Origin of the sequence: Kitasatospora sp. NPDC004723 (assembly GCF_040609255.1) — a bacterium.
Classification (GTDB): Bacteria; Actinomycetota; Actinomycetes; order Streptomycetales; family Streptomycetaceae; genus Kitasatospora.
In genome coordinates, this window is sequence record NZ_JBEXJT010000002.1 from 341,754 (window position 1) to 363,351 (window position 21,598).

A 21,598-nucleotide genomic window follows, 5' to 3' on the forward strand; every position below is an offset into this window, starting at 1 on the left:
ACGGAGCAGATGATGACCACCTCGAACGACAAGATCGTTCAAGCACTGCGGGCCTCCCTCCAGGAGACCGAGCGGCTGCGTCGGCAGAACCGGAAGCTGGTGGAGGACGCCGCGGAGCCCATCGCGATCGTGGCGATGAGCTGCCGCTTCCCGGGCGGCGTCGCGTCGCCCGAGGACCTGTGGCGGCTGGTCGCCGAGGGCGGCGACGCGATCGGCGGCTTCCCCGCCGACCGCGGCTGGGACCTGGAGGCGCTCTACGACCCCGACCCGGACCACGCGGGCACCTGCTACGTCCGCCAGGGCGGATTCCTGCACGACGTCGCCGAGTTCGACGCCGGCTTCTTCGGGATCTCGCCGCGCGAGGCGCTGATGATGGACCCGCAGCAACGGCTGCTGCTGGAGACCACCTGGGAGGTCTTCGAGCGGGCCGGCCTCGACCCGGGCGCGCTGCGCGGCACCCGGACGGGTGTCTACGCCGGTACCAACGGGCAGGACTACGCGCGGCTGTCCAACTCGCCGGAGGACTTCGACGGTTACCTCGGCACCGGAAACGCCGCCGCCGTGGTGTCGGGCAGGATCGCCTACTCCTTCGGTCTGGAGGGGCCGGCGGTGACGGTCGACACGGCGTGCTCCTCCTCGCTGGTCGCCCTGCACCTGGCGGCGCAGGCGCTGCGGCGCGGTGAGTGCTCGCTCGCCCTGGTGAGCGGTGTGACGGTGATGTCGACGCCCGGCGCGTTCATGGAGTTCAGCCGGCAGCGCGGGCTGGCGGCCGACGGCCGCTGCAAGCCCTTCTCCGCCGCCGCCGACGGCACGGGCTGGGCGGAGGGCGTCGGCATGCTGCTGGTCGAGCGCCTGTCGGAGGCCCGCCGCAACGGGCACCCGGTGCTCGCGGTGGTGCGCGGCTCGGCGGTCAACCAGGACGGTGCGTCCAACGGCCTGACCGCGCCGAGCGGTCCCGCCCAGCAGCGGGTGATCCGGCAGGCGCTGGCGGACGCCGGACTGTCGGCGGGCGAGGTGGACGCGGTGGAGGCGCACGGGACCGGCACCTCGCTGGGCGACCCGATCGAGGCGCAGGCGCTGCTCGCCACCTACGGGCAGGACCGTGAACATCCCCTCTGGCTGGGGGCGCTGAAGTCGAACATCGGTCACACCCAGGCCGCGGCGGGTGTGGCGGGTGTGATCAAGACGGTGATGGCGATGCGGCACGGCGTGCTGCCGAAGACCCTGCACCTGGACGAGCCGTCGCCGCACGTCGACTGGTCGGCCGGGGCGGTGCGGCTGCTGACCGAGGCCGTCGAGTGGCCGGAGCGGGACCGGCCCCGGCGGGCGGGCGTGTCGTCGTTCGGCGTCAGCGGGACCAACGCGCACGTGATCCTCGAAGCGGTGCCCGCGGCGGACCGGGCGGAGGAGCCGGCGGACGCGCGGCCGGAGCCCCCGGCGGTGCTGTGGCCGCTCTCCGCCCGGAGTGAGCAGGCGCTGCGCGGGCAGGCCCGGCTGCTGCTGGCCCACCTGGCGGAGCGTCCGGCGGTGGATCCCGCCGACCTCGGCCGCTCACTGGCCCTCGCGCGTGCCGCCCTGCCCCACCGGGCGGTGGTCGTCGACACCGGCCGGGACGGGCTGCTGCGCGGGCTGGAGGCGCTGGCGCGGGACGACGCGGACGCGCGCCTGGTCCGGGGAGTCGCGGGGCGGCGGAACAAGCTCGCGTTCGTGTTCTCGGGGCAGGGGAGTCAGCGGCTGGGGATGGGGCGTGAGCTGCACGCGTCCTTCCCGGTGTTCGCGGAGGCGTTCGACGAGGTCTGCGCGCATCTGGACGTCCACCTCGAACGGCCGTTGCGTGACGTGGTGTTCGGCGATGACCTGGAACTCCTCAACCGGACCGGGTTCACCCAGCCGGCGCTGTTCGCGGTAGAAGTCGCGCTGTTCCGGCTGGTGGAGTCGTGGGGTGTGCGCGCGGACTTCCTCGCCGGTCACTCGATCGGCGAGCTGGCCGCCGTCCATGTCGCGGGTGCCCTCGCGCTGGCCGACGCCGCCGAACTCGTCGCCATGCGTGGCCGGTTGATGCAGGAGCTGCCGTCGGGTGGTGCGATGGTGGCGGTGCAGGCCTCGGAGGACGAGGTGGCGCCGCTGCTGGCCGGACGCGCGGACCTGGTGGGTATCGCGGCCGTCAACGGGCCCACGTCGGTGGTCATTTCCGGTGCCGAGGACGCCGTGACGGAGGTCGTCGACCTGCTCGCCGCCGACGGCCGTCGCACCAAGCGGCTCGCCGTCTCGCACGCGTTCCACTCGCCGCTGATGGAGCCGATGCTGGCCCGCTTCCGCGAGGTCGCCGAGCGTGTCACCTTCGCCGAGCCGACCCGGCCGATCGTCTCCACCCTCACCGGAAACCCCGTCACCGCCGAGGAGTTGGCCGACCCCGACTACTGGGTGCGCCACGTCCGCCACGCCGTGCGCTTCGCCGACGCGGTGAAGACCCTGGAGGACCAGGGGGCGACGGCCTTCCTGGAGATCGGGCCCGGCGGCCTGACCCCGATGGTCCAGGAGACCCTGGCCGAGACCGTCGCCGTCCCGGCCCTGCGCGCCGACCGCCCCGAGGCCGAGGCCTTCGCCACCGCCCTCGCCCACCTCCACACCCACGGCACCACCCTCGACTGGGACGCCGTCCTCGCCGGTCGCGGCACCCGACGCGTCGACGACCTGCCGACCTACGCCTTCGACCGCCGCCGCTACTGGCTGGAGTCCTCGGCCTTCTCGGCCACCCCGGACGCCGCGGCGGACCCGGTGGAGGCCGGCTTCTGGGAGGCGGTGGAACGGCAGGACCTGGCGGCGTTCGCCGACCGCATCCAGGTGGCCGAGGACGCCCCGCTGGCCTCCGTCCTGCCCGCGCTCTCCAGTTGGCGGCGCACGCACCGGGAGCAGTCCATCGTGGACGGCTGGCGCTACCGGATCACCTGGAAGCCCGCGACCGGCCTGAACGAGACCGCCCCGAGCGGGCGCCGGCTCGTCCTGCTGCCCGCCGGGCCGGACGGCGACGGCTGGGGATCGGCCGTCGTCGGCGCGCTGAGCGAGCACGGCGAGGAGGTCGTCCCGGTCGTCGTGGACACCGCCGCCGGACGCGAAGCCGTCGCCGAGCAACTGCGCGGCGTCCTCGCCGGCCTTCCCCCCGAGGCCGCCACCGTCACCGGGGTGCTCTCCCTGCTCGCGGTGGACGAGCGGCCGCACCCGGTCCACCCGGTGCTGCCGGCGGGCCTGGCCGCCACCCTCGCCCTGGTCCAGGCGCTGGGCGACACCGGCCTCGACGCCCCGCTCTGGTGCGCGACCCGGGGCGCCGTCTCCATCGGCTCCTCCGACCCGGTCCGCAGCGCCCACCAGGCGCAGGTGTGGGCGCTGGGCCGGACCGCGGCCCTGGAGCACGGTCGGCGCTGGGGCGGTCTGGTGGACCTCCCGGAGGTGCTGGACGAGCGCGCCGCCCGCCGTCTGGCGGCCGTGCTGGCCGGCTCCGGCGCGGAGGACCAGCTCGCGGTGCGCGGCTCGGGCGTCTACGTCCGCCGGCTGACGCGCGCCCCGCAGGGCCCCGTCACGGCGGGCGCCGCCCGGCGCCCGCGCGGGACCGTCCTGATCACCGGCGGCACGGGCGCGCTCGGCGGCCATGTGGCGCGACGGCTGGCGCGCGACGGCGCCGAGCACCTGGTGCTGGTCGGCCGTCGGGGCCTTGCCGCCGAGGGGGCGGCGGAACTCCGCGACGAGCTCGTGGAGTCGGGCGCCGAGGTCACCGTCGCCGCGTGCGACGTGGCCGACCGGGAGGCGCTGGCGCGCCTGCTGGACGGGCTGCCGGCCGCGTACCCGCTGACCGCCGTGGTGCACGCCGCCGGTGTGGGCACGCCCGGCCTGCTGGCCGACACCACGCCGGAGGAGTTCGCCCGGGTGGTGGCCGCGAAGGTCGCCGGCGCGCGGCACCTGGACGAGCTGCTGGGGGAGCGCGAGCTGGACGCGTTCGTGCTGTTCTCCTCGATCTCCGGCGTCTGGGGCGCCGGCGGCCAGGCCGCCTACGCGGTGGCCAACGCCGCCCTCGACACGCTGGCCGAGCGGCGCCGGGCCCGCGGACTGGCCGCGACGGCGGTGGCCTGGGGGCCCTGGGCCGGCGGCGGCATGGTCGAGGACGGCGACGCCGAGGAGCGCCTCAGGCTGCGCGGACTGCCCGCGCTCGCCCCCGAGTCGGCGCTCGCCGCGCTGTGGGGCGCGCTGGACCGCGAGGAGACCGCCGTCACGGTGGCGGACGTCGACTGGGCGCGCTTCGCGCCGTCCTTCACCCTGGTGCGGCCCAGCCCGCTGCTCGCCGACCTGCCGGAGGTCCGGTCCGCCCTGGCGGACGCCGATCCGGAACCGGCCGCCGACGCGGCCGTGCCCGCCTTCGTGCGGCGGGTGACCGCGCTCGCGGAGGCCGAGCAGCAGCGCGCGGTGCTCGACCTGGTCCGGGCCGAGGCGGCCGCCGTGCTCGGCCACGGCGGCTCGGAGCAGGTCGCCGCCGACCGGGCCTTCCGGGAGCTGGGCTTCGACTCGCTGACCGCCGTCGAGCTGCGCAACCGGCTGGCCGCGGCGACGGGTGTCCGGCTGCCGGCGACCCTGGTCTTCGACCACCCGTCACCCGCCGTGCTCGCCGCCCACCTGCGCGCGCAGCTGACCGGCGCCGTCGAGGCGGCCACGCCGACGGCCGCTGCCACGAGCGCGCCGCTCGACGACGAGCCGATCGCCATCGTCGCGATGAGCTGCCGCTACCCGGGGGAGGTGCGCTCGCCCGAGGAGCTGTGGCGACTGGTGGCCGAGGGCCGTGACGCGGTGGCCGGGTTCCCGGCGGACCGGGGCTGGGACCTGGAGGCGCTCTACGACCCCGACCCGGACCGGCCGGGCACCACCTACGCCGCGGACGGCGGATTCCTCTACGACGTCGCCGACTTCGACCCCGCCTTCTTCGGCATCTCGCCGCGCGAGGCTCTCGCCATGGACCCGCAGCAGCGGCTGCTCCTGGAACTGACCTGGGAGGCCTTCGAACGGGCCGGGATCGCCCCGGACGCGATGCGCGGCACCCGGACCGGCGTCTTCATGGGATCCGGCTACCAGGACTACGCCTCCCGCCTGCTGAGCGTGCCGCAGGACCTGGAGGGCTACATCGGCACCGGCAGTTCGGCGAGTGTGGTGTCGGGCCGGATCGCCTACTCCTTCGGCCTGGAGGGGCCGACGCTGACGGTCGACACCGCGTGCTCCTCCTCGCTGGTCGCCCTGCACCTCGCGGCGCAGGCGCTGCGGCGCGGCGAGTGCTCGCTCGCCCTCGCGGGCGGGGTGACCGTGATGTCCAGCCCGAACGCCTTCATCGAGTTCAGCCGGCAGCGCGGGCTCGCCGCCGACGGCCGCTGCAAGCCCTTCGCGGCGGCGGCGGACGGCACCGGCTGGGGCGAGGGCGCGGGCATGCTGCTGGTCGAGCGCCTCTCGGACGCCGAGCGCAACGGGCACCCGGTCCTGGCGGTGGTGCGCGGCTCCGCGGTCAACCAGGACGGCGCGTCCAACGGTCTGACCGCCCCGAACGGCCCCGCCCAGCAGCGGGTGATCCGCCAGGCCCTCGCGGACGCGGGGCTGTCCACGGCCGACGTGGACGTGGTGGAGGCGCACGGCACCGGCACGACGCTGGGCGATCCGATCGAGGCGCAGGCGCTGCTCGCCACCTACGGGCAGGACCGCGAACAGCCGCTGTGGCTGGGCTCGTTGAAGTCCAACATCGGTCACACCCAGGCGGCGGCCGGGGTCGGCGGCGTCATCAAGATGGTGCAGGCGCTGCGGCACGAGGTCCTGCCGAGGACCCTGCACGTGGACGCGCCCACCCCGCACGTCGACTGGTCGGCGGGCGCCGTGGAGCTGCTGACCGAGCCCGTCGACTGGCCGCGGGACGACCGGCCGCGCCGCGCCGGGATCTCGTCCTTCGGCGTGAGCGGCACCAACGCGCACGTGATCATCGAGCAGGCGCCCGCCCCGGCCGGGCCGCTCCCGACGGCCCGGACCCGGACGGCTCCGGCCCCGGCGGCGCAGGCCCCGGTGGCCGGGACCGGGACACCGTGGGTGCTCTCCGGTGCCACGGCGGAGGCCCTGCGCGGGCAGGCCGAGCGGCTCCACGCCCACCTGGTCGAGCATCCGGGGCTCGACGCGGCGGACATCGGCCTCACCCTGGCCACCGCGCGGGCCGCCCTGGAGCACCGCGCGGTCGTGGTCGCCCCGGACACGGCCGGCGGGCTGACGGGCCTGCGCGCGCTGGCGGACGGCGAACCGGCCGGCTCGGTGGTGCGCGGCACCGCGCTGCCGGACGCCGGGCTCGCGTTCCTGTTCTCGGGCCAGGGGAGCCAGCGGCTCGGGATGGGGCGCGAACTGTCCGCGTCCTTCCCGGTGTTCGCGGAGGCCTTCGACGAGGTCTGCGCCCACCTGGACGTCCACCTCGAACGCCCCTTGCGCGACGTGGTGTTCGGCGAGGAGCCGGAACTCCTCGACCGGACCGAGTTCACCCAGCCGGCGCTGTTCGCGATCGAGGTCGCGCTGTTCCGGCTGATCGAGTCCTGGGGCGTGCGGCCCGGCTTCCTCGCCGGCCACTCGATCGGCGAGTACGCCGCCGCGCACGTGGCCGGGGTGATCCCGCTGGCCGACGCCGCCGAACTGATGGCGGCGCGCGGCCGGTTCATGCAGCGGCTCCCGTCGAACGGGGTGATGGTGGCGGTGCAGGCCGCGGAGGCCGAGGTGCTGCCGCTGCTGGCCGGACGCGAGGACCTGGTGGGCATCGCCGCGGTCAACGGCCCCTCCTCGCTGGTCCTTTCGGGCGCCGAGGACGCGGTCACCGCGATCGTCGAGCTGCTCGCCGCCGACGGCCGCCGCACCAAGCGGCTCGCCGTGTCGCACGCGTTCCACTCGCCCCTGATGGAGCCGGCGCTCGCGGACTTCCGCGCGGTCGTCGAGCGCGTCGCCTTCGCCGCGCCCACCGTGCCGATCGTCTCCACCCTCACCGGAGAGCCGGTCACCGCCGAGGAACTGGCCGACCCCGAGCACTGGGTGCGCCACGCCCGCCACGCGGTCCGCTTCGCCGACGCCGTCGCGGCGCTGGCGGCCCGGGGCGTGACGGCCTTCCTGGAGGTCGGGCCCGGCGGGCTGACCGTACTGGCCCGCGAGTCGCTGGCCGACAGCGAAGCGGACGCCGTCGCCGTCCCGGCCCTGCGTGTCGGCCGCCCCGAGGCCGAGGCCTTCACCACCGCTCTCGCCCAGCTCCACGCCCACGGCATCGCCCTCGACTGGGACGCCGTCTTCGCCGGCCGTGGTGCCCGACGTGTCGATCTGCCGACCTACGCCTTCCAGCGCCGGCGCTACTGGCTGGACACCCCGCCCGTGGCCGGCGACCTCACCGGTGCGGGCCTGCGCCCGGCCGAGCACCCCCTGTTGGGAGCGGCGGTCGCACTCGCCGGAGGTGAGGGCGCGCTGCTGACCGGCCGCCTGTCCCTGGCGTCCCAGCCGTGGCTCGCCGAGCACGTCGTGGCGGGCGCGGTCCTGCTGCCCGGGACGGCGCTGGTGGACCTGGTGCTGAGGGCCGGTGACGAGGTGGGCAACGACCTCCTGGAGGAGCTGACGCTCCGGGCGCCGCTGGTCCTGCCCGAGCGGGGCGCGGTGCAGGTGCAGATCACGGTCGGCGGCGCCGACGAGTCCGGCCGCCGCACCGTCCAGGTGCACTCCAGGCCGGACGGCGGCGGGACCGGTGACCCGTGGACCTCGCACGCCACCGGCACCCTGGTCACCGCCGAGCCGGCCGCCGACGAGGAGCTGTCGGCCTGGCCGCCGGCCGCGGCGGAGGCCGTGCCGACCGAGGGCTACTACGAGCGCCTGGCGGAGCTGGGGTTCGGGTACGGCCCGGTGTTCCGGGGGCTGCGTCAGGTGTGGCGGCGCGGGGAGGAGGTGTTCGCCGAGGTCGTGCTGCCGGAGGGCACGGAGGCCGGCGGCTTCGGTGTGCATCCGGCGCTGCTGGACGCGGCCCTGCACGCGGTGGGTCTGGGCGGGTTGCTGCCCGACACCGGTCAGGGGCGGATCCCGTTCGCCTGGAGCGGCGTGCGGCTCGCGGCGACCGGTGCGCACGCGCTGCGCGTGCGGCTGGCCCCCGCCGGGCAGGACGCCGTCTCGCTGCTGGTCGCCGACGCCACCGGCCGGCCCGTCGCCACGGTCGACTCCCTCGTCCTGCGCCCCGTCTCCACCGGCGGGCTCGCCCGGGCGCGCCGCGCCGAGCAGCAGGACGGGCTGTACCGGATCGCCTGGCCGACGGTTCCCCTGCCGACCGCACCGGTCGAGGGCGCCCAGTGGGCCCTGCTCGGCGCGGACGACCCCGCCGCCCCGGCCGCGACCGCCCTGGCACCGGCCGGTGTGCACCTCACCGCCCACCCCGACCTCGCTGCGCTCGCCACCGTCCTGGACGCCGGAGCCACACCCCCGCCGGTGGTGCTCGCCCCGGTGGCCCCCGGCGGGGAGAGCGCCGCCGACGTCCACCGGACGACCCGTGAGGTCCTCGCCCTGGTCACCGACTGGCTGGCCGAGGAACGCACCGCGCGCTCCCGGCTGGTCCTGCTCACCCGCGGCGCGGTCGCCGCCGAGCCCGGCGAGTCGGTGGCCGACCCGGCCCAGGCCGCCGTCTGGGGCCTGGTGCGCTCCGCCCAGTCGGAGAACCCGGACCGGATCCTGCTGGTCGACCTGGACGGCCACCCGGACTCCGTCGGCGCCCTGCCGGCCGCGCCGGCCGCCGGCGAGCCGCAGCTCGCGCTGCGCCGCGGGGCCGCCCACGCCCCCCGGCTGGCCCGCACCGAACCCGGCGCCGCCCTGCGCCCCGCCCCCGGCGCGGCCGGCTGGCGGCTGACGACCGACGGCAGCGGCACCCTGGACGGCCTGGCGCTGACCGAGAACCCGGCCGCCACGGCCCCGCTGGCGCAGGGACAGGTCCGGATCGCCGTGCGCGCCGCCGGGGTGAACTTCCGCGACGCGCTCATCGCACTCGGCATGTACCCGGGCGCGGCGACGCTCGGCAGCGAGGCCGCCGGCGTCGTCGTCGAGACCGGGCCCGGAGTCACCGGAACGGCCGTCGGGGACCGCGTCTTCGGCATGGTCGCCGAGACCTTCGGCCCGCTCGCGGTCGCCGACCACCGGATGGTGGCACGCATGCCGCGCGGCTGGACCTTCGCCCAGGCCGCGTCCGCGCCGATCGCCTTCCTCACCGCCCACTACGCCCTGGTCGACCTGGCCGGCCTGCGCCCGGGCCAGTCGCTGCTGGTGCACTCGGCGGCCGGCGGCGTCGGCATGGCCGCCACCCAGCTGGCCCGCCACCTCGGCGCCGAGGTCTACGGCACCGCGAGCCCCGGCAAGTGGCCGGCGCTGCGGGCCGACGGCCTGGACGAGGCGCACCTCGCCTCCTCCCGCACGCTCGACTTCGAGCCGCACTTCCTGGCGGCGACCGGCGGCCGCGGCGTGGACGTCGTGCTGAACTCCCTGGCCGGCGAGTACGTCGACGCCTCCCTGCGGGTGCTCGCCGACGGCGGGCACTTCCTGGAGATGGGCAAGACCGACGTCCGCGACGCCGAGTCGGTCGCCGCGGCCCACCCGGGCGCGTCCTACCGCGCCTTCGACACCATCGAGGCGGGACCGGACCGGATCGGCGCCATGCTCCGCGCCCTGGTGGACCTGTTCGAGGCGGGCGCGCTGCGGCCACTGCCGGTCACCGGCTGGGACGTCCGGCAGGCGCCCGACGCGCTGCGCCACCTCAGCCAGGCCCGGCACACCGGCAAGCTGGTGCTCACCGTGCCCGCGCCGCTCGACCCGCACGGCACGGTGCTGATCACCGGAGCCACCGGCGCGCTCGGCGGCCACGTCGCCCGGCACCTGGTGACCGAGCACGGCGTGCGGCGGCTGCTGCTGACCGGCCGGCGCGGCCTCGCGGCCGAGGGTGCCCGCGAACTGCGCGACGAACTGGTCGAGTTGGGTGCGGACGTGACCGTGGCGGCCTGCGACGCGGCCGACCGGGAGGCCGTCGCCGCGCTGCTCGCGACCGTCCCGGCCGGCCACCCGCTGACCGCCGTGGTCCACGCGGCGGGGGTGCTGGACGACGGCACGGTGACCTCGCTGACCCCCGAGCGGCTGGCGGCGGTGCTGCGCCCGAAGGTGGACGCGGCCCTGGTGCTGGACGAGCTCACCCGCGACCTCGACCTCTCGGCCTTCGTCCTGTTCTCCTCGGTCGCCGCCACCCTCGGCAGCGCCGGGCAGGGCAACTACGCGGCGGCCAACGCCTTCCTCGACGCGCTGGCCCTGCGCCGACGGGCGGCCGGCCTGCCCGCGACCGCCCTGGCCTGGGGCCCCTGGGCCGAGGGCGGGATGGCGGCCGGGATGGACGAGTCGGGCCGGGGCCGGATGGCGCGCTCGGGGCTGGTCCCGTTCCGGGTGAAGGAGGGCCTGGCGCTCTTCGACGCCGCCCGGTCGGGGGAGGGCGCCCTGGTGGTCCCGGTGCGCTTCGACTCCGCGGCCGACCGGGGCGCCGGCGCGGCCACCGTCCCGGCGATCCTGCGCGGCCTGGTCCGCCCGCCCGCCCGGCGCACGGCCGAGGCCCCGACGGGCGGCGCGGACACCCTGCGGCAGAAGCTGAGCGGCCTGCCGCAGGCCGAGCAGACCCGCGCCCTGCTGGACGTCGTGCGCACGCACGTGGCGGCGGTGCTCGGCCTCGGCGGCCCGCAGGACGTCGAGCGGGGCCGCGAGTTCAAGGCCCTGGGCTTCGACTCGCTGACCGCCGTGGAACTGCGCAACCGGCTCGGAACCGCCACCGGGCTCCGGTTTCCCGCGACGCTGGTGTTCGACTTCCCGAACCCCCTCGCCCTGGCGGAACGGATCCGGACCGAGCTCGCACCCGAGCCGGTGGAACCGGCGGCGGCGGTCTTCGGCGGGATCGACCGGCTGGAGGCGCTCCTCGCCACGATCGGATCGGACGACGAACCCGTGCGGGCCGGCGTCCGGACCCGCCTGCAGGCCGTGCTCGCCCGACTCGCCGACACACCGGCGGCCGAGGCGGCCGGGTCGGACGCCGACGGGTCGGACGAGCGGCTCCGGAGCGCGACCATCGACGACATCTTCGAGCTGATCGACCAGGAGCTCGACCCCTCCTGACCCTGCGGCTCCACCGGATCGCAGAACGACGGCACTTCCTGACTCACATGGCGGGTGAACGAGACATGCAGAATGAGCAGAAGCTGCTCGACTACCTCAAGCGCGTGACGGCCGATCTCAAGCAGACCCGGCGGCGGTTGCAGGAGGCGGAGGCCAAGGACCAGGACCCGATCGCCATCGTGGCGATGGGCTGCCGCTACCCCGGGCAGGTCAACAGCCCGGAAGAGCTCTGGCAGTTGGTCGAGCGCGGCGGCGACGCGGTCTCCGGCTTCCCCGACAACCGCGGCTGGGACCTGGACGGGCTCTACGACCCGGACCCGGCGAGCCCGGGGAAGTGCTACACCCGGGAAGGCGGATTCCTGCACGAGGCCGGGGAGTTCGACCCCGGCTTCTTCGGGATCTCACCGCGCGAGGCGCTGGCCACCGACCCGCAGCAGCGACTGCTCCTGGAGGTCGCCTGGGAGACCTTCGAGCGCGCAGGAATCGACCCCGTCTCGGTCAAGGGCTCCAACACCGGCGTCTTCGTCGGCCTCGCCTACCAGGGGTACGCGGGCGACGCCGAGAACGCCCGGGAGCTGGAGGGCTTCCTGCTGACCGGCACCGCGCCGAGCGTCGCCTCCGGCCGGCTCTCCTACACCTTCGGTCTCGAAGGCCCGGCGCTGACCGTGGACACCGCCTGCTCCTCCTCGCTGGTCGCCCTGCACCTGGCGATCCAGGCGCTGCGCCGGCGGGAGTGCACGCTCGCGCTGGCCGGCGGCGCGGCGGTCATGGCGAGCACCGGGATGTTCACCGAGTTCAGCCGTCAGCAGGGCCTCGCGGTCGACGGTCGCTGCAAGTCCTTCGCCGCCGAGGCGGACGGCACGGGCTGGGGCGAGGGCGTCGGCATGCTGCTGGTCGAGCGGCTCTCCGACGCGCGGCGCAACGGACACCCGGTGCTCGCCGTGGTGCGCGGCAGCGCGGTGAACCAGGACGGCGCCTCCAACGGTCTGACCGCGCCCAACGGCCCCGCCCAGCAGCGGGTGATCCGGCAGGCGCTGGCGAGCGCCGGGCTGTCGGCGGCGGACGTCGACGTGGTGGAGGCGCACGGCACCGGGACCAGGCTGGGCGACCCGATCGAGGCGCAGGCGCTGCTCGCCACCTACGGCCAGGACCGGTCCGAGGAACGCCCGCTGTGGCTGGGCTCGTTGAAGTCCAACATCGGCCACACCCAGGCGGCGGCCGGGGTCGGCGGCATCATCAAGATGGTCCAGGCGCTGCGGCACGAGGTGCTGCCCAGGACCCTGCACGCGGAGCAGCCGTCCCCGCACATCGACTGGTCGACCGGGGCGGTGCGGCTGCTGACCGAGCCGGTGGCCTGGCCGGCGGGCGAGCGTCCGCGCCGCGCCGCCGTCTCCTCCTTCGGCGTCAGCGGCACCAACGCGCACACCATCATCGAGCAGGCCCCGGCCGCCCCCGTGGCGGACGACGACCCGTTGGCCGGCCCCGAGCCGGTGCCCGCCCCGGCGGTGGCGAGGCCGCTGCCCTGGGTGGTCTCCGGGCGCAGCCGGGCCGCCCTGCGCGGGCAGGCGGAGCGGCTGCTCTCGCACGTGATCGGCCTGCCCGACGTCCGGCCGGTCGACGTCGCCCACGCCTTGGCGAGCTCGCGGGCCGCGCTGGAGCACCGTGCCGTAGTGGTCGGCTCGGACCTCGTCGAACTCCTCGACGGCGTCCGGGCGCTGGCCGCGGGGACCCCGGCGCCGCACGTCGTCGAGGGGGTGACCGGCCGGGACGGCGGGCCGGCGTTCCTGTTCTCGGGGCAGGGGAGTCAGCGGCTGGGGATGGGGCGTGAGCTGCACGCTTCGTTCCCGGTGTTCGCGGAGGCGTTCGACGAGGTCTGCGCTGCGGTCGACGTCCACTTGGGCCGGTCGTTGCGTGAGGTGCTGTTCGGGGAGGATGCGGAGCTGTTGGCGCGGACGGAGTTCACGCAGCCGGCGTTGTTCGCGGTGGAGGTGGCGCTGTTCCGGCTCGTGGACTCGTGGGGCGTGCGGGCGGACTTCCTGGCCGGTCACTCGATCGGCGAGTTCGCCGCCGTCCATGTCGCGGGCGTCCTCTCGCTGGCCGATGCCGCTGAACTGGTGGTGGCGCGTGGTCGGTTGATGCAGGAGCTGCCGTCGGGTGGTGCGATGGTGGCGGTGCAGGCCTCGGAGGACGAGGTGGCGCCGCTGCTGGCCGGCCGTGAGGACCTGGTGGGTATCGCGGCCGTCAACGGCCCCTCCTCGGTGGTCATTTCCGGTGCCGAGGAGGCGGTGACGGAGGTCGTCGAGCTGCTCGCGGCCGAGGGCCGCCGCACCAAGAGGCTCGCCGTCTCGCACGCGTTCCACTCGCCGCTGATGGAGCCGATGCTCGCCCGCTTCCGCGAGGTCGCCGAGCGCGTCACCTTCGCCGAGCCGAGCCGGCCGATCGTCTCCACCCTCACCGGAAAGCTCCTCACCGCCGAGGAAGTGGTCGACCCCGACTACTGGGTGCGCCACGTCCGGCACGCCGTCCGGTTCGCCGACGCCGTCCAGACGCTCGCGGCCAACGGTGTGACGGCGTTCCTGGAGATCGGCCCCGGCGGCCTGACCCCGATGGTCCAGGAGACCGTGGCCGACACGGACGCCGTCGCCGTCCCGGCCCTGCGCGCCGACCGCCCCGAGGCCGAGAGCTTCACCGCCGCCCTCGCCCGGCTCCACACCCATGGCATCGCCCTCGACTGGGAGGCCGTCCTCGCCGGCACCGGCGCCCGGCGGGTCGATCTGCCGACGTACGCCTTCCAGCGCGAGTCGTACTGGCTGGAGTCGGCCGCCCGGGAGCAGCGCGAGCAGTCGACGGCGGACCGCTGGGAGTACGAGGTCACCTGGGCCCCGCTGCCGGATGCCACGGACACGTCGCCCCTCGCAGCACAGGGCCGCTGGCTGCTCCTGGCACCCGCGGGCACGGGCGCGCGGGCCACCGCCGACGCGCTGCAGGCGGCCCTGGCGGCCCGAGGCGCGCAGGTCGGGCGGCTGGAGGTCGACGAGTCCGAGGACCGCGGGACCCTCGCCGCCCGCCTGCGCGAGGCCGCCGACGGCGAGACGCCGCTGCGCACCGTCGTCTCGTTGCTGGCCCTGGGCGACGACCGGGGGACCGGGGCGGCGGACGCCGCGCTGCCCGCCGGCGTGGCGTCGACCCTCACCCTGGTGCAGGCCCTGGGCGACGCGGACGTCGCGGCGCCGCTCTGGTGCGCGACCCGCGGCGCGGTCTCCGTCGGCGGGTCCGACGAGCCGACCGATCCGGCCCGGGCACAGATCTGGGGCCTGGGCCGGGTCGCGGCCCTGGAGCACCCCGACCGCTGGGGCGGCCTGGTCGACCTGCCGTCGGACGTCGACCATCGGGCGCTGACCCGGCTGGTCGCCGTTCTCACGGCGGGCGGCGACGAGGACCAGGTGGCCGTCCGTGACGCCGGCGTCCTGGCCCGGCGGCTGACCCGCCTCACCCCCGCCGCACAGCCCGCCGACGGCCCGTCCGCCGACGGTGCGCCCGCCGACGGGTGGACGCCGCGCGGCACCGTCCTGGTCACCGGCGGCACCGGCGCGCTCGGCGGCCACGTCGCCCGTTGGCTGGCCGGCCGCGGCGCCGAGCACCTGGTACTGACCAGCCGGCGCGGCCCCGCCGCCCCCGGCGCGGACGAACTGCGCGCCGAGCTGGAGGCCGCCGGCGCCCGCGTGACGATCGCCGCCTGCGACGTGACGGACCGGGAGGCACTGGCGCGGCTGCTGGCCGGACTGCCGGCGGAGCACCCGCTGACCGCCGTGGTCCACACGGCCGGCGTCGACACCGCGGCGATGCTCGCCGACACCGACCCGGCGCGGTTCGCCGCCGTGGTCGCGGCGAAGGCCGCCGGCGCGGCCCACCTGGACGAGCTGCTGGGCGGGCGCGAGCTGGACGCGTTCGTTCTCTTCTCCTCGATCGCCGGGGTCTGGGGCGGCGGCGGCCAGGGCGCGTACAGCGCCGCGAACGCCTACCTGGACGCGCTGGCCCAGGCGCGCCGGGCCCGCGGTCTGGCGGCGACCGCCGTCGCCTGGGGCCCGTGGGCCGAGTCGGGCATGGCCGGTTCCGCCGAGGTCGCGGACAGCCTGCGCCGCCGGGGCCTGCGGCCGATGGCACCGGACGCCGCGATCGCCGCGCTGGCCGGGCTGCTGGAGCGCGGCGAGACCGCCGTGACGGTGGCCGACATCGCGTGGGAGCGGTTCGCGCCCGCGTTCACCGTCGCCCGCCCCGGCCCGCTGCTGGCGGACCTGCCCGAGGCCCGGGCGGCCCTGCGGCCGGCCGCCGAAGCGCGCCCCGACGACCTCTCCGACGAGGCCGCCGCCCTGCGTCGCACCCTCGCCACCGCCGAGCCCGCCGAGCGGGACCGCACCCTGGTGGAGCTGGTCCGCGCCGAGGCGGCCGCCGTGCTCGGGCTGCGCGGTCCCCACCTGGTCGAACCGGGCCGGCCGTTCCGGGAGCTGGGCTTCGACTCGCTGACCGCCGTGGAGCTGCGCGACCGGCTGACCCGGGTCACCGGCGTGCGGCTGTCCACCACCGTGGTGTTCGACCACCCCACGGCCGTCGCGCTGGCGGGCCTGCTGCTGGTCGAACTGCTGGGCTCCGCTCCCGAGCCCGGCACCGGCGACGGGCACGGTGACGGCACCGTCCGCGCCGCCGAGGACGAGCCGATCGCGATCGTGGCGATGAGCTGCCGCTACCCCGGGGGCGTGCGCAGCCCCGAGGACCTGTGGCAGCTGGTGGCCGCGGAGACCGACGCGATGTCGGCGTTCCCCGCCAACCGCGGCTGGGACCTGGACGCGCTCTACCACCCCGACCCCGACCACCCGGGCACCACCTACGCGCGCTCCGGCGGCTTCCTCCACGACATGCCCGACTTCGACGCCGCCTTCTTCGGCATCTCGCCGCGCGAGGCGGTGGCGATGGACCCGCAGCAGCGCCTGCTGCTGGAGACCTCCTGGGAACTGTTCGAGCGGGCGGGGATCGACCCGACGACGGTGCGCGGCAGCTCGACCGGCGTGTTCGTCGGAACCGGCTACCAGGACTACCTCCAGCGCGGCCTGGACGTCTCCGACGACGTGGTGGGCTACCTGGGCACCGGCAACGCGGCCAGCGTGGTGTCGGGGCGGATCTCCTACACCTTCGGCCTGGAGGGCCCGGCCGTCACGGTGGACACCGCCTGCTCCTCCTCGCTGGTGGCCCTGCACATGGCCGTCCAGTCGCTGCGCCAGGGCGAGTGCACGATGGCGCTGGCCGGCGGCGTCACGGTGATGTCCAACTCCGGCGCGTTCGTGGAGTTCGGCCGCCAGCGCGCGCTCGCCGCCGACGGCCGCTGCAAGGCCTTCGCGGCGGCGGCGGACGGCACCGGCTGGGGCGAGGGCGTCGGTCTGCTGCTCGTGGAGCGGCTCTCGGACGCCGAGCGCAACGGGCACCGCGTCCTGGCGGTGGTGCGCGGCAGCGCGATCAACCAGGACGGCGCCTCCAACGGCCTCACCGCCCCGAACGGTCCCGCCCAGCAGCGGGTGATCCGCCGGGCGCTGGCCGGCGCCGGCCTGAGCGCGGACCAGGTCGACGTGGTCGAGGCGCACGGCACGGGCACCACGCTGGGCGACCCGATCGAGGCGCAGGCGCTGCTCGCCACCTACGGCCAGGACCGGTCCGAGGAACGCCCGCTGTGGCTGGGCTCGTTGAAGTCCAACATCGGCCACACCCAGGCGGCGGCCGGGGTCGGCGGCATCATCAAGATGGTCCAGGCGCTGCGGCACGGGCTGCTGCCGAAGACCCTGCACGTGGACGAGCCCACCCCGCACGTCGACTGGTCGGCCGGGGCGGTGCGGCTGCTGACCGAGGCCGTCGACTGGCCGGAACGGGACCGGCCCCGCCGGGCCGGCGTCTCCTCCTTCGGGATGAGCGGCACCAACGCCCATGTGATCATCGAGGAGCCTCCCACCGCGCACCCGGCCCCGCCGGCCGACACCCCCGCACCGGCACCGGAGGCCCGGGCCGTCGCGCGGCAGGTGCCGCTGGAGCCGGTGGCGGTGGCCCTGCCGCTGGCCGCCCGCACGGTCGGCGCGCTGGAGGAGCAGGCGGCCTCGCTCGCCTCGCTGCTGCGCGCCCGGCCCGAGCTGCGCGTCCAGGACCTCGGCTACTCGCTCGCCACCACGCGCTCGGCCTTCGAGCAGCGGGCGGTCGTGGTGGGCGCCGACCGGGCGGAGCTGACCGCCGGGCTGGAGGCGCTGGCGAGCGGCGGCTCCGACCGGCTGGTGGCGCGCGGCACGGCCGGCGGCGAGCCGAAGGCGGTGTTCGTCTTCCCCGGCCAGGGCTCCCAGTGGTCCGGCATGGCGGTCGAGCTGCTCGGCAGCTCCCCGGTGTTCCGGGACAGCGTCGCCGCCTGCTCCCGGGCGCTGGCCCCGTTCGTGGACTGGCGGGTGGAGGACGTGCTGCGCGAGGCACCCGGCGCGCCCGGGTTCGACCGGATCGACGTGGTCCAGCCGGTGCTCTGGGCCGTCATGGTGTCGCTCGCCGAGCTGTGGCGCTCGTGCGGGGTGCGGCCCGCCGCCGTGGTGGGGCACTCGCAGGGCGAGATCGCGGCCGCCTGCTGCGCGGGCGCGCTGTCGCTGGAGGACGGCGCGCGGATCGTCGCGCTGCGCAGCCGACTGCTCTCCAGGCTGCCGGGCGGCATGGTCTCGGTGCCGCTGCCCGAGCCGGAGACCGCCGGGCGCCTGGGGCAGTGGGAGGGGCGGCTGAGCGTCGCCGCGGTCAACGGCCCGCGCAGCGTGGTGGTCGCCGGCGACCTCGACGCCGTGGACGAGCTGCTGGCCGCCTGCGAGGCCGAGGGGGTGGCGGCCAAGCGCGTCCGGGTCGACTGCCCCTCGCACTGCCCCCAGGTCGAGGTCCTGCGCGAGGAACTCGCCGGGATGCTCGCCGGGATCACCCCGAAGGCGCCGGTCGTGCCGTTCCGCTCCACGGTCACCGGCGAGCTGATCGAGGGCGCGGTACTGGACGCCGAGTACTGGTACCGCAACCTGCGCCGCACCGTGCGGTTCGAGCAGGCCACCCGGCGGCTGCTGGACGACGGTCACCAGGTCTTCGTCGAGGTCAGCCCGCACCCGGTGCTGGCCTTCGGCCTCCAGGAGACCATCGACGCCGTCACGCAGGAGGAGGACCGGGCGCAGACCGCCACCGTGCGGCGCGGCCTGCCGCCGGTCGTGGTGCCCACCCTGCGGCGCCGCGACGGCGGCCCCCGGCGCTTCCTGACCTCGCTGGGCGAGGCGCAGGCCAGCGGCGTGCGGCCCGACTGGTCCGCGGTCTTCGCCGGATGGGACGCCCGGCGGGTGGACCTGCCGACCTACCCCTTCCAGCGCCGGCGCTACTGGCTGGAGGCGGCGGCCGGACGGCCCGCCGAGCCGGCGGCGGGCTCGGCGGTGGACGCCGAGTTCTGGGCGACCGTCGAGCGCGAGGACCTGGCGGCGCTGGCCGGGGACCTCGGGCTGGCCGAGGACGCCACGCTGCGCTCGGCCCTGCCCGCGCTCTCCTCCTGGCACCGGCGCCGCCGCGAGGAGTCCGAGGCGGACGGCTGGCGGTACCGGATCGACTGGCAGGCGCTCCCGGAGCCGGCGCCGCCCGCGTCGGCCGGGACCTGGCTGGTGCTGCTGCCGCAGGAGCCGGCGGCCGATCCCGCCGTCGAGCTGGCGCTGAACGCCCTGGCCGGGCACGGCGCCGAGATCGTCCGGCTGACGCTGGCCGACGGCCAGGACCGGGCGGCGCTGGCCGGGCGGCTGCGCGAAGCCGCCGGCGGCCTCGGCGGGCGCGGCCCCGGCGGTGTGCTGTCGCTGCTCGCGCTCGACGAGCGGCTGCACCCCGCGCACCCGGGCCTGTCCCGGGGCCTGGCCGGGACCCTGACACTGGTGCAGGCGCTCGGCGACGCCGGGGTCCGGGCCCCGCTCTGGTGTGCCACCCGGTCGGCGGTCTCCACCGGCGCCCACGACACCGGCGCCCACGACACCGGTGTCCTCGGCACCGGCGCCCACGGCACCGCCCAGGCGCAGGTCTGGGCCCTGGGACGGGTCGCCGCCCTGGAGCTGCCCGCCCGCTGGGGCGGCCTGGTCGACCTGCCCGCCGGCGCGACGCCCACGGACGGCCGGATCGCCCGCCGCCTGGCCGCCGTGCTCGCCGGCGCCACGGCCGAGGACCAGGTCGCGGTGCGGGCCGGGGGGACGTACGCCCGGCGGATGGTGCGGGCCCCGCGCCCGGCCGGCGCCCCCGTCCGGCCCTGGCAGGTGCGCGGCACCGTGCTGGTGACCGGCGGCACCGGCTTCATCGGCGGCCAGGTGGCCCGCGGGCTCGCGGCCGACGGCGCCGAGCACCTGGTGCTGGCCAGTCGCGGCGGGGCCGACGCGGCGGGCGCCGAGCAGCTGCGCGCCGAACTGGAGGCGCTGGGCGCCAAGGTGACGATCACCGCGTGCGACCTGGCCGACCGGGCGGCGGTGGCCGAACTGGTGGCCTCGCTGGACGACCTGGCGCCGCTCAGCGCCGTGGTGCACGCCGCCGGAGTGGGCGGCGCGCCCGCGCTGCTCGAGGACACCACCGAGGCGGACCTCGCCGCCGTGCTGGGCGCGAAGGCGCTGGGCGCCGCGCACCTGGACGAACTGCTGGGCGAGCGCCCGCTGGACGCGTTCGTGCTGTTCTCCTCCGGCGCCGCCGCCTGGGGCAGCGGCGCCCAGGCCGGCTACGCCGCCGCCAACGCCTTCGTGGACGCGCTGGCCGAGGACCGCCGCGCCCGCGGACTGGCCGCCACCTCCGTCGCCTGGGGCGCCTGGGGCGGCGGCGGCATGGTCGACGCGGCCGCGGGGGAGCGCCTGCGGCTGCGCGGCCTGGAGCCGATGAGCCCCGAGCCGGCGGTGCTGGCGCTGCGCCGCGCGGTGGAGAACGAGGACACCACGCTGGTGGTGGCCGCCGTGGACTGGGAGCGCTTCGTCCCGGGCTTCACGGCGGCCCGGCCCAGTCCGCTGATCGGTGAACTGCCCGAGGTGGCCCGGCTGCTCGCCGCCCGGGAGAGCGCGGACACCGCCGAGGACGGCGCCGAGCCGCCCCTGCTGCGCCGGCTGGCCGGGCTGGCGGTCACCGAACACGCCTCGGAGATCGTGGAGTTCGTCCGCGGCGAGGCCGCCGCCGTGCTCGGCCACCCCTCGAAGGAGGCGGTCCAGGCCCAGCACGTCTTCCTGGAGCTGGGCTTCGACTCGCTCACCGCGGTCGAGTTCGGCAAGCGGCTCAGCCGGGCCAGCGGCCTGCGGCTGCCGAGCACACTGGCCTTCGACCACCGCACCCCGGCCGAGGTCGGACGCCGGTTGCTGTCGCTGCTGGCGGAGCGCGGCGGGCCGGAGTCGCCGCAGCCCCGGACCCGGGAGCCCGCGGACCCCCGGGCGCCCCGGGAGCCGGAGTCGCCGCAGTCGCAGGAGTCGCAGGACCTCCTCGTCTCGCTCTACCGCCGGGCCGGTGAACTCGGCCGGATGGCCGAGGGGATCGAGCTGGTCACCGCCGCCGCCCGGCTGCGCCCGGTCTTCACCGCCGCGTCGGCCGCCGACCACCTGCCCGCGCCGGTACGCTTCGCCCAGGGCCAGGACGGGCCGCAACTCGTCTGCCTGGGCCCGTACATGGCGCCTTCGGGGGTCCACCAGTACGCCCGGTTCGCCGCCGCGTTCGGCGGCCGGCGCGGCATCTGGGCGCTGCCCGAGCCGGGCTTCGCCCCGGGCGAGGCGCTGCCGGAGGACATCGCCGCGCTGGTCGAGGTGCACACCACGGCCATCGAACGTTCCGTGGGCCGCGGGCCGGTCGTGCTGCTCGGCTACTCCTCCGGCGGCTGGGTCGCGCACGCCGTCGCCTGCCACCTGGAGCGGCTCGGCCGTCCGGTGGCCGGAATCGTCATGCTGGACAGCTTCACCCGGCGCGAACGGATGGGCGAACGCTTCCAGTCGGCGGTGGTGGAGGGGCAGTCGGAGCGCTTCGGCTTCGTCTCCGCGCCGAGCACCCAGCTCACCGCGATGGGCGGCTACCTGCGGATCTTCGAGGACTGGGACGCCCCGCGGGCCGCCGCCCCGACGCTGGTGGTCCGGGCCGCGGAGTGGATGGCCCGGGAGAACGCGGACACCGACGACCGCCCCGCCGCTCCCGAACACGCCGAGACCGTGACCGAAGTGCCGGGCAACCACTACACCCTGATGGAGCGTCATGCTCACGAGGCCGCCGCGGCGGTCGAGGCGTGGCTGGGCCGGCTCGGCCCGGTGGACGAGTGACCACCGCCGACCGCGCGCCCTTTGCCCGCACCCCCCTTCCACCCACGACCGAAGGA

Annotated in this window: 2 protein-coding genes; both read left to right on the plus strand. The window is 76.6% G+C overall.

Annotated elements, in window-relative coordinates:
- Nucleotides 1-12 precede the first annotated feature (12 nt).
- A complete protein-coding gene (locus tag ABZW10_RS04340) occupies nucleotides 13-11,205 on the plus strand; it encodes a type I polyketide synthase (protein WP_355359658.1) in 11,193 nt (3,730 codons plus the stop codon).
- 65 nt (nucleotides 11,206-11,270) lie between these two features.
- Complete coding sequence (locus ABZW10_RS04345; RefSeq protein ID WP_355359661.1) at nucleotides 11,271-21,542, plus strand: type I polyketide synthase; 10,272 nt, start codon at nucleotides 11,271-11,273, stop codon at nucleotides 21,540-21,542.
- The last annotated feature ends 56 nt before the right edge of the window (nucleotides 21,543-21,598 follow it).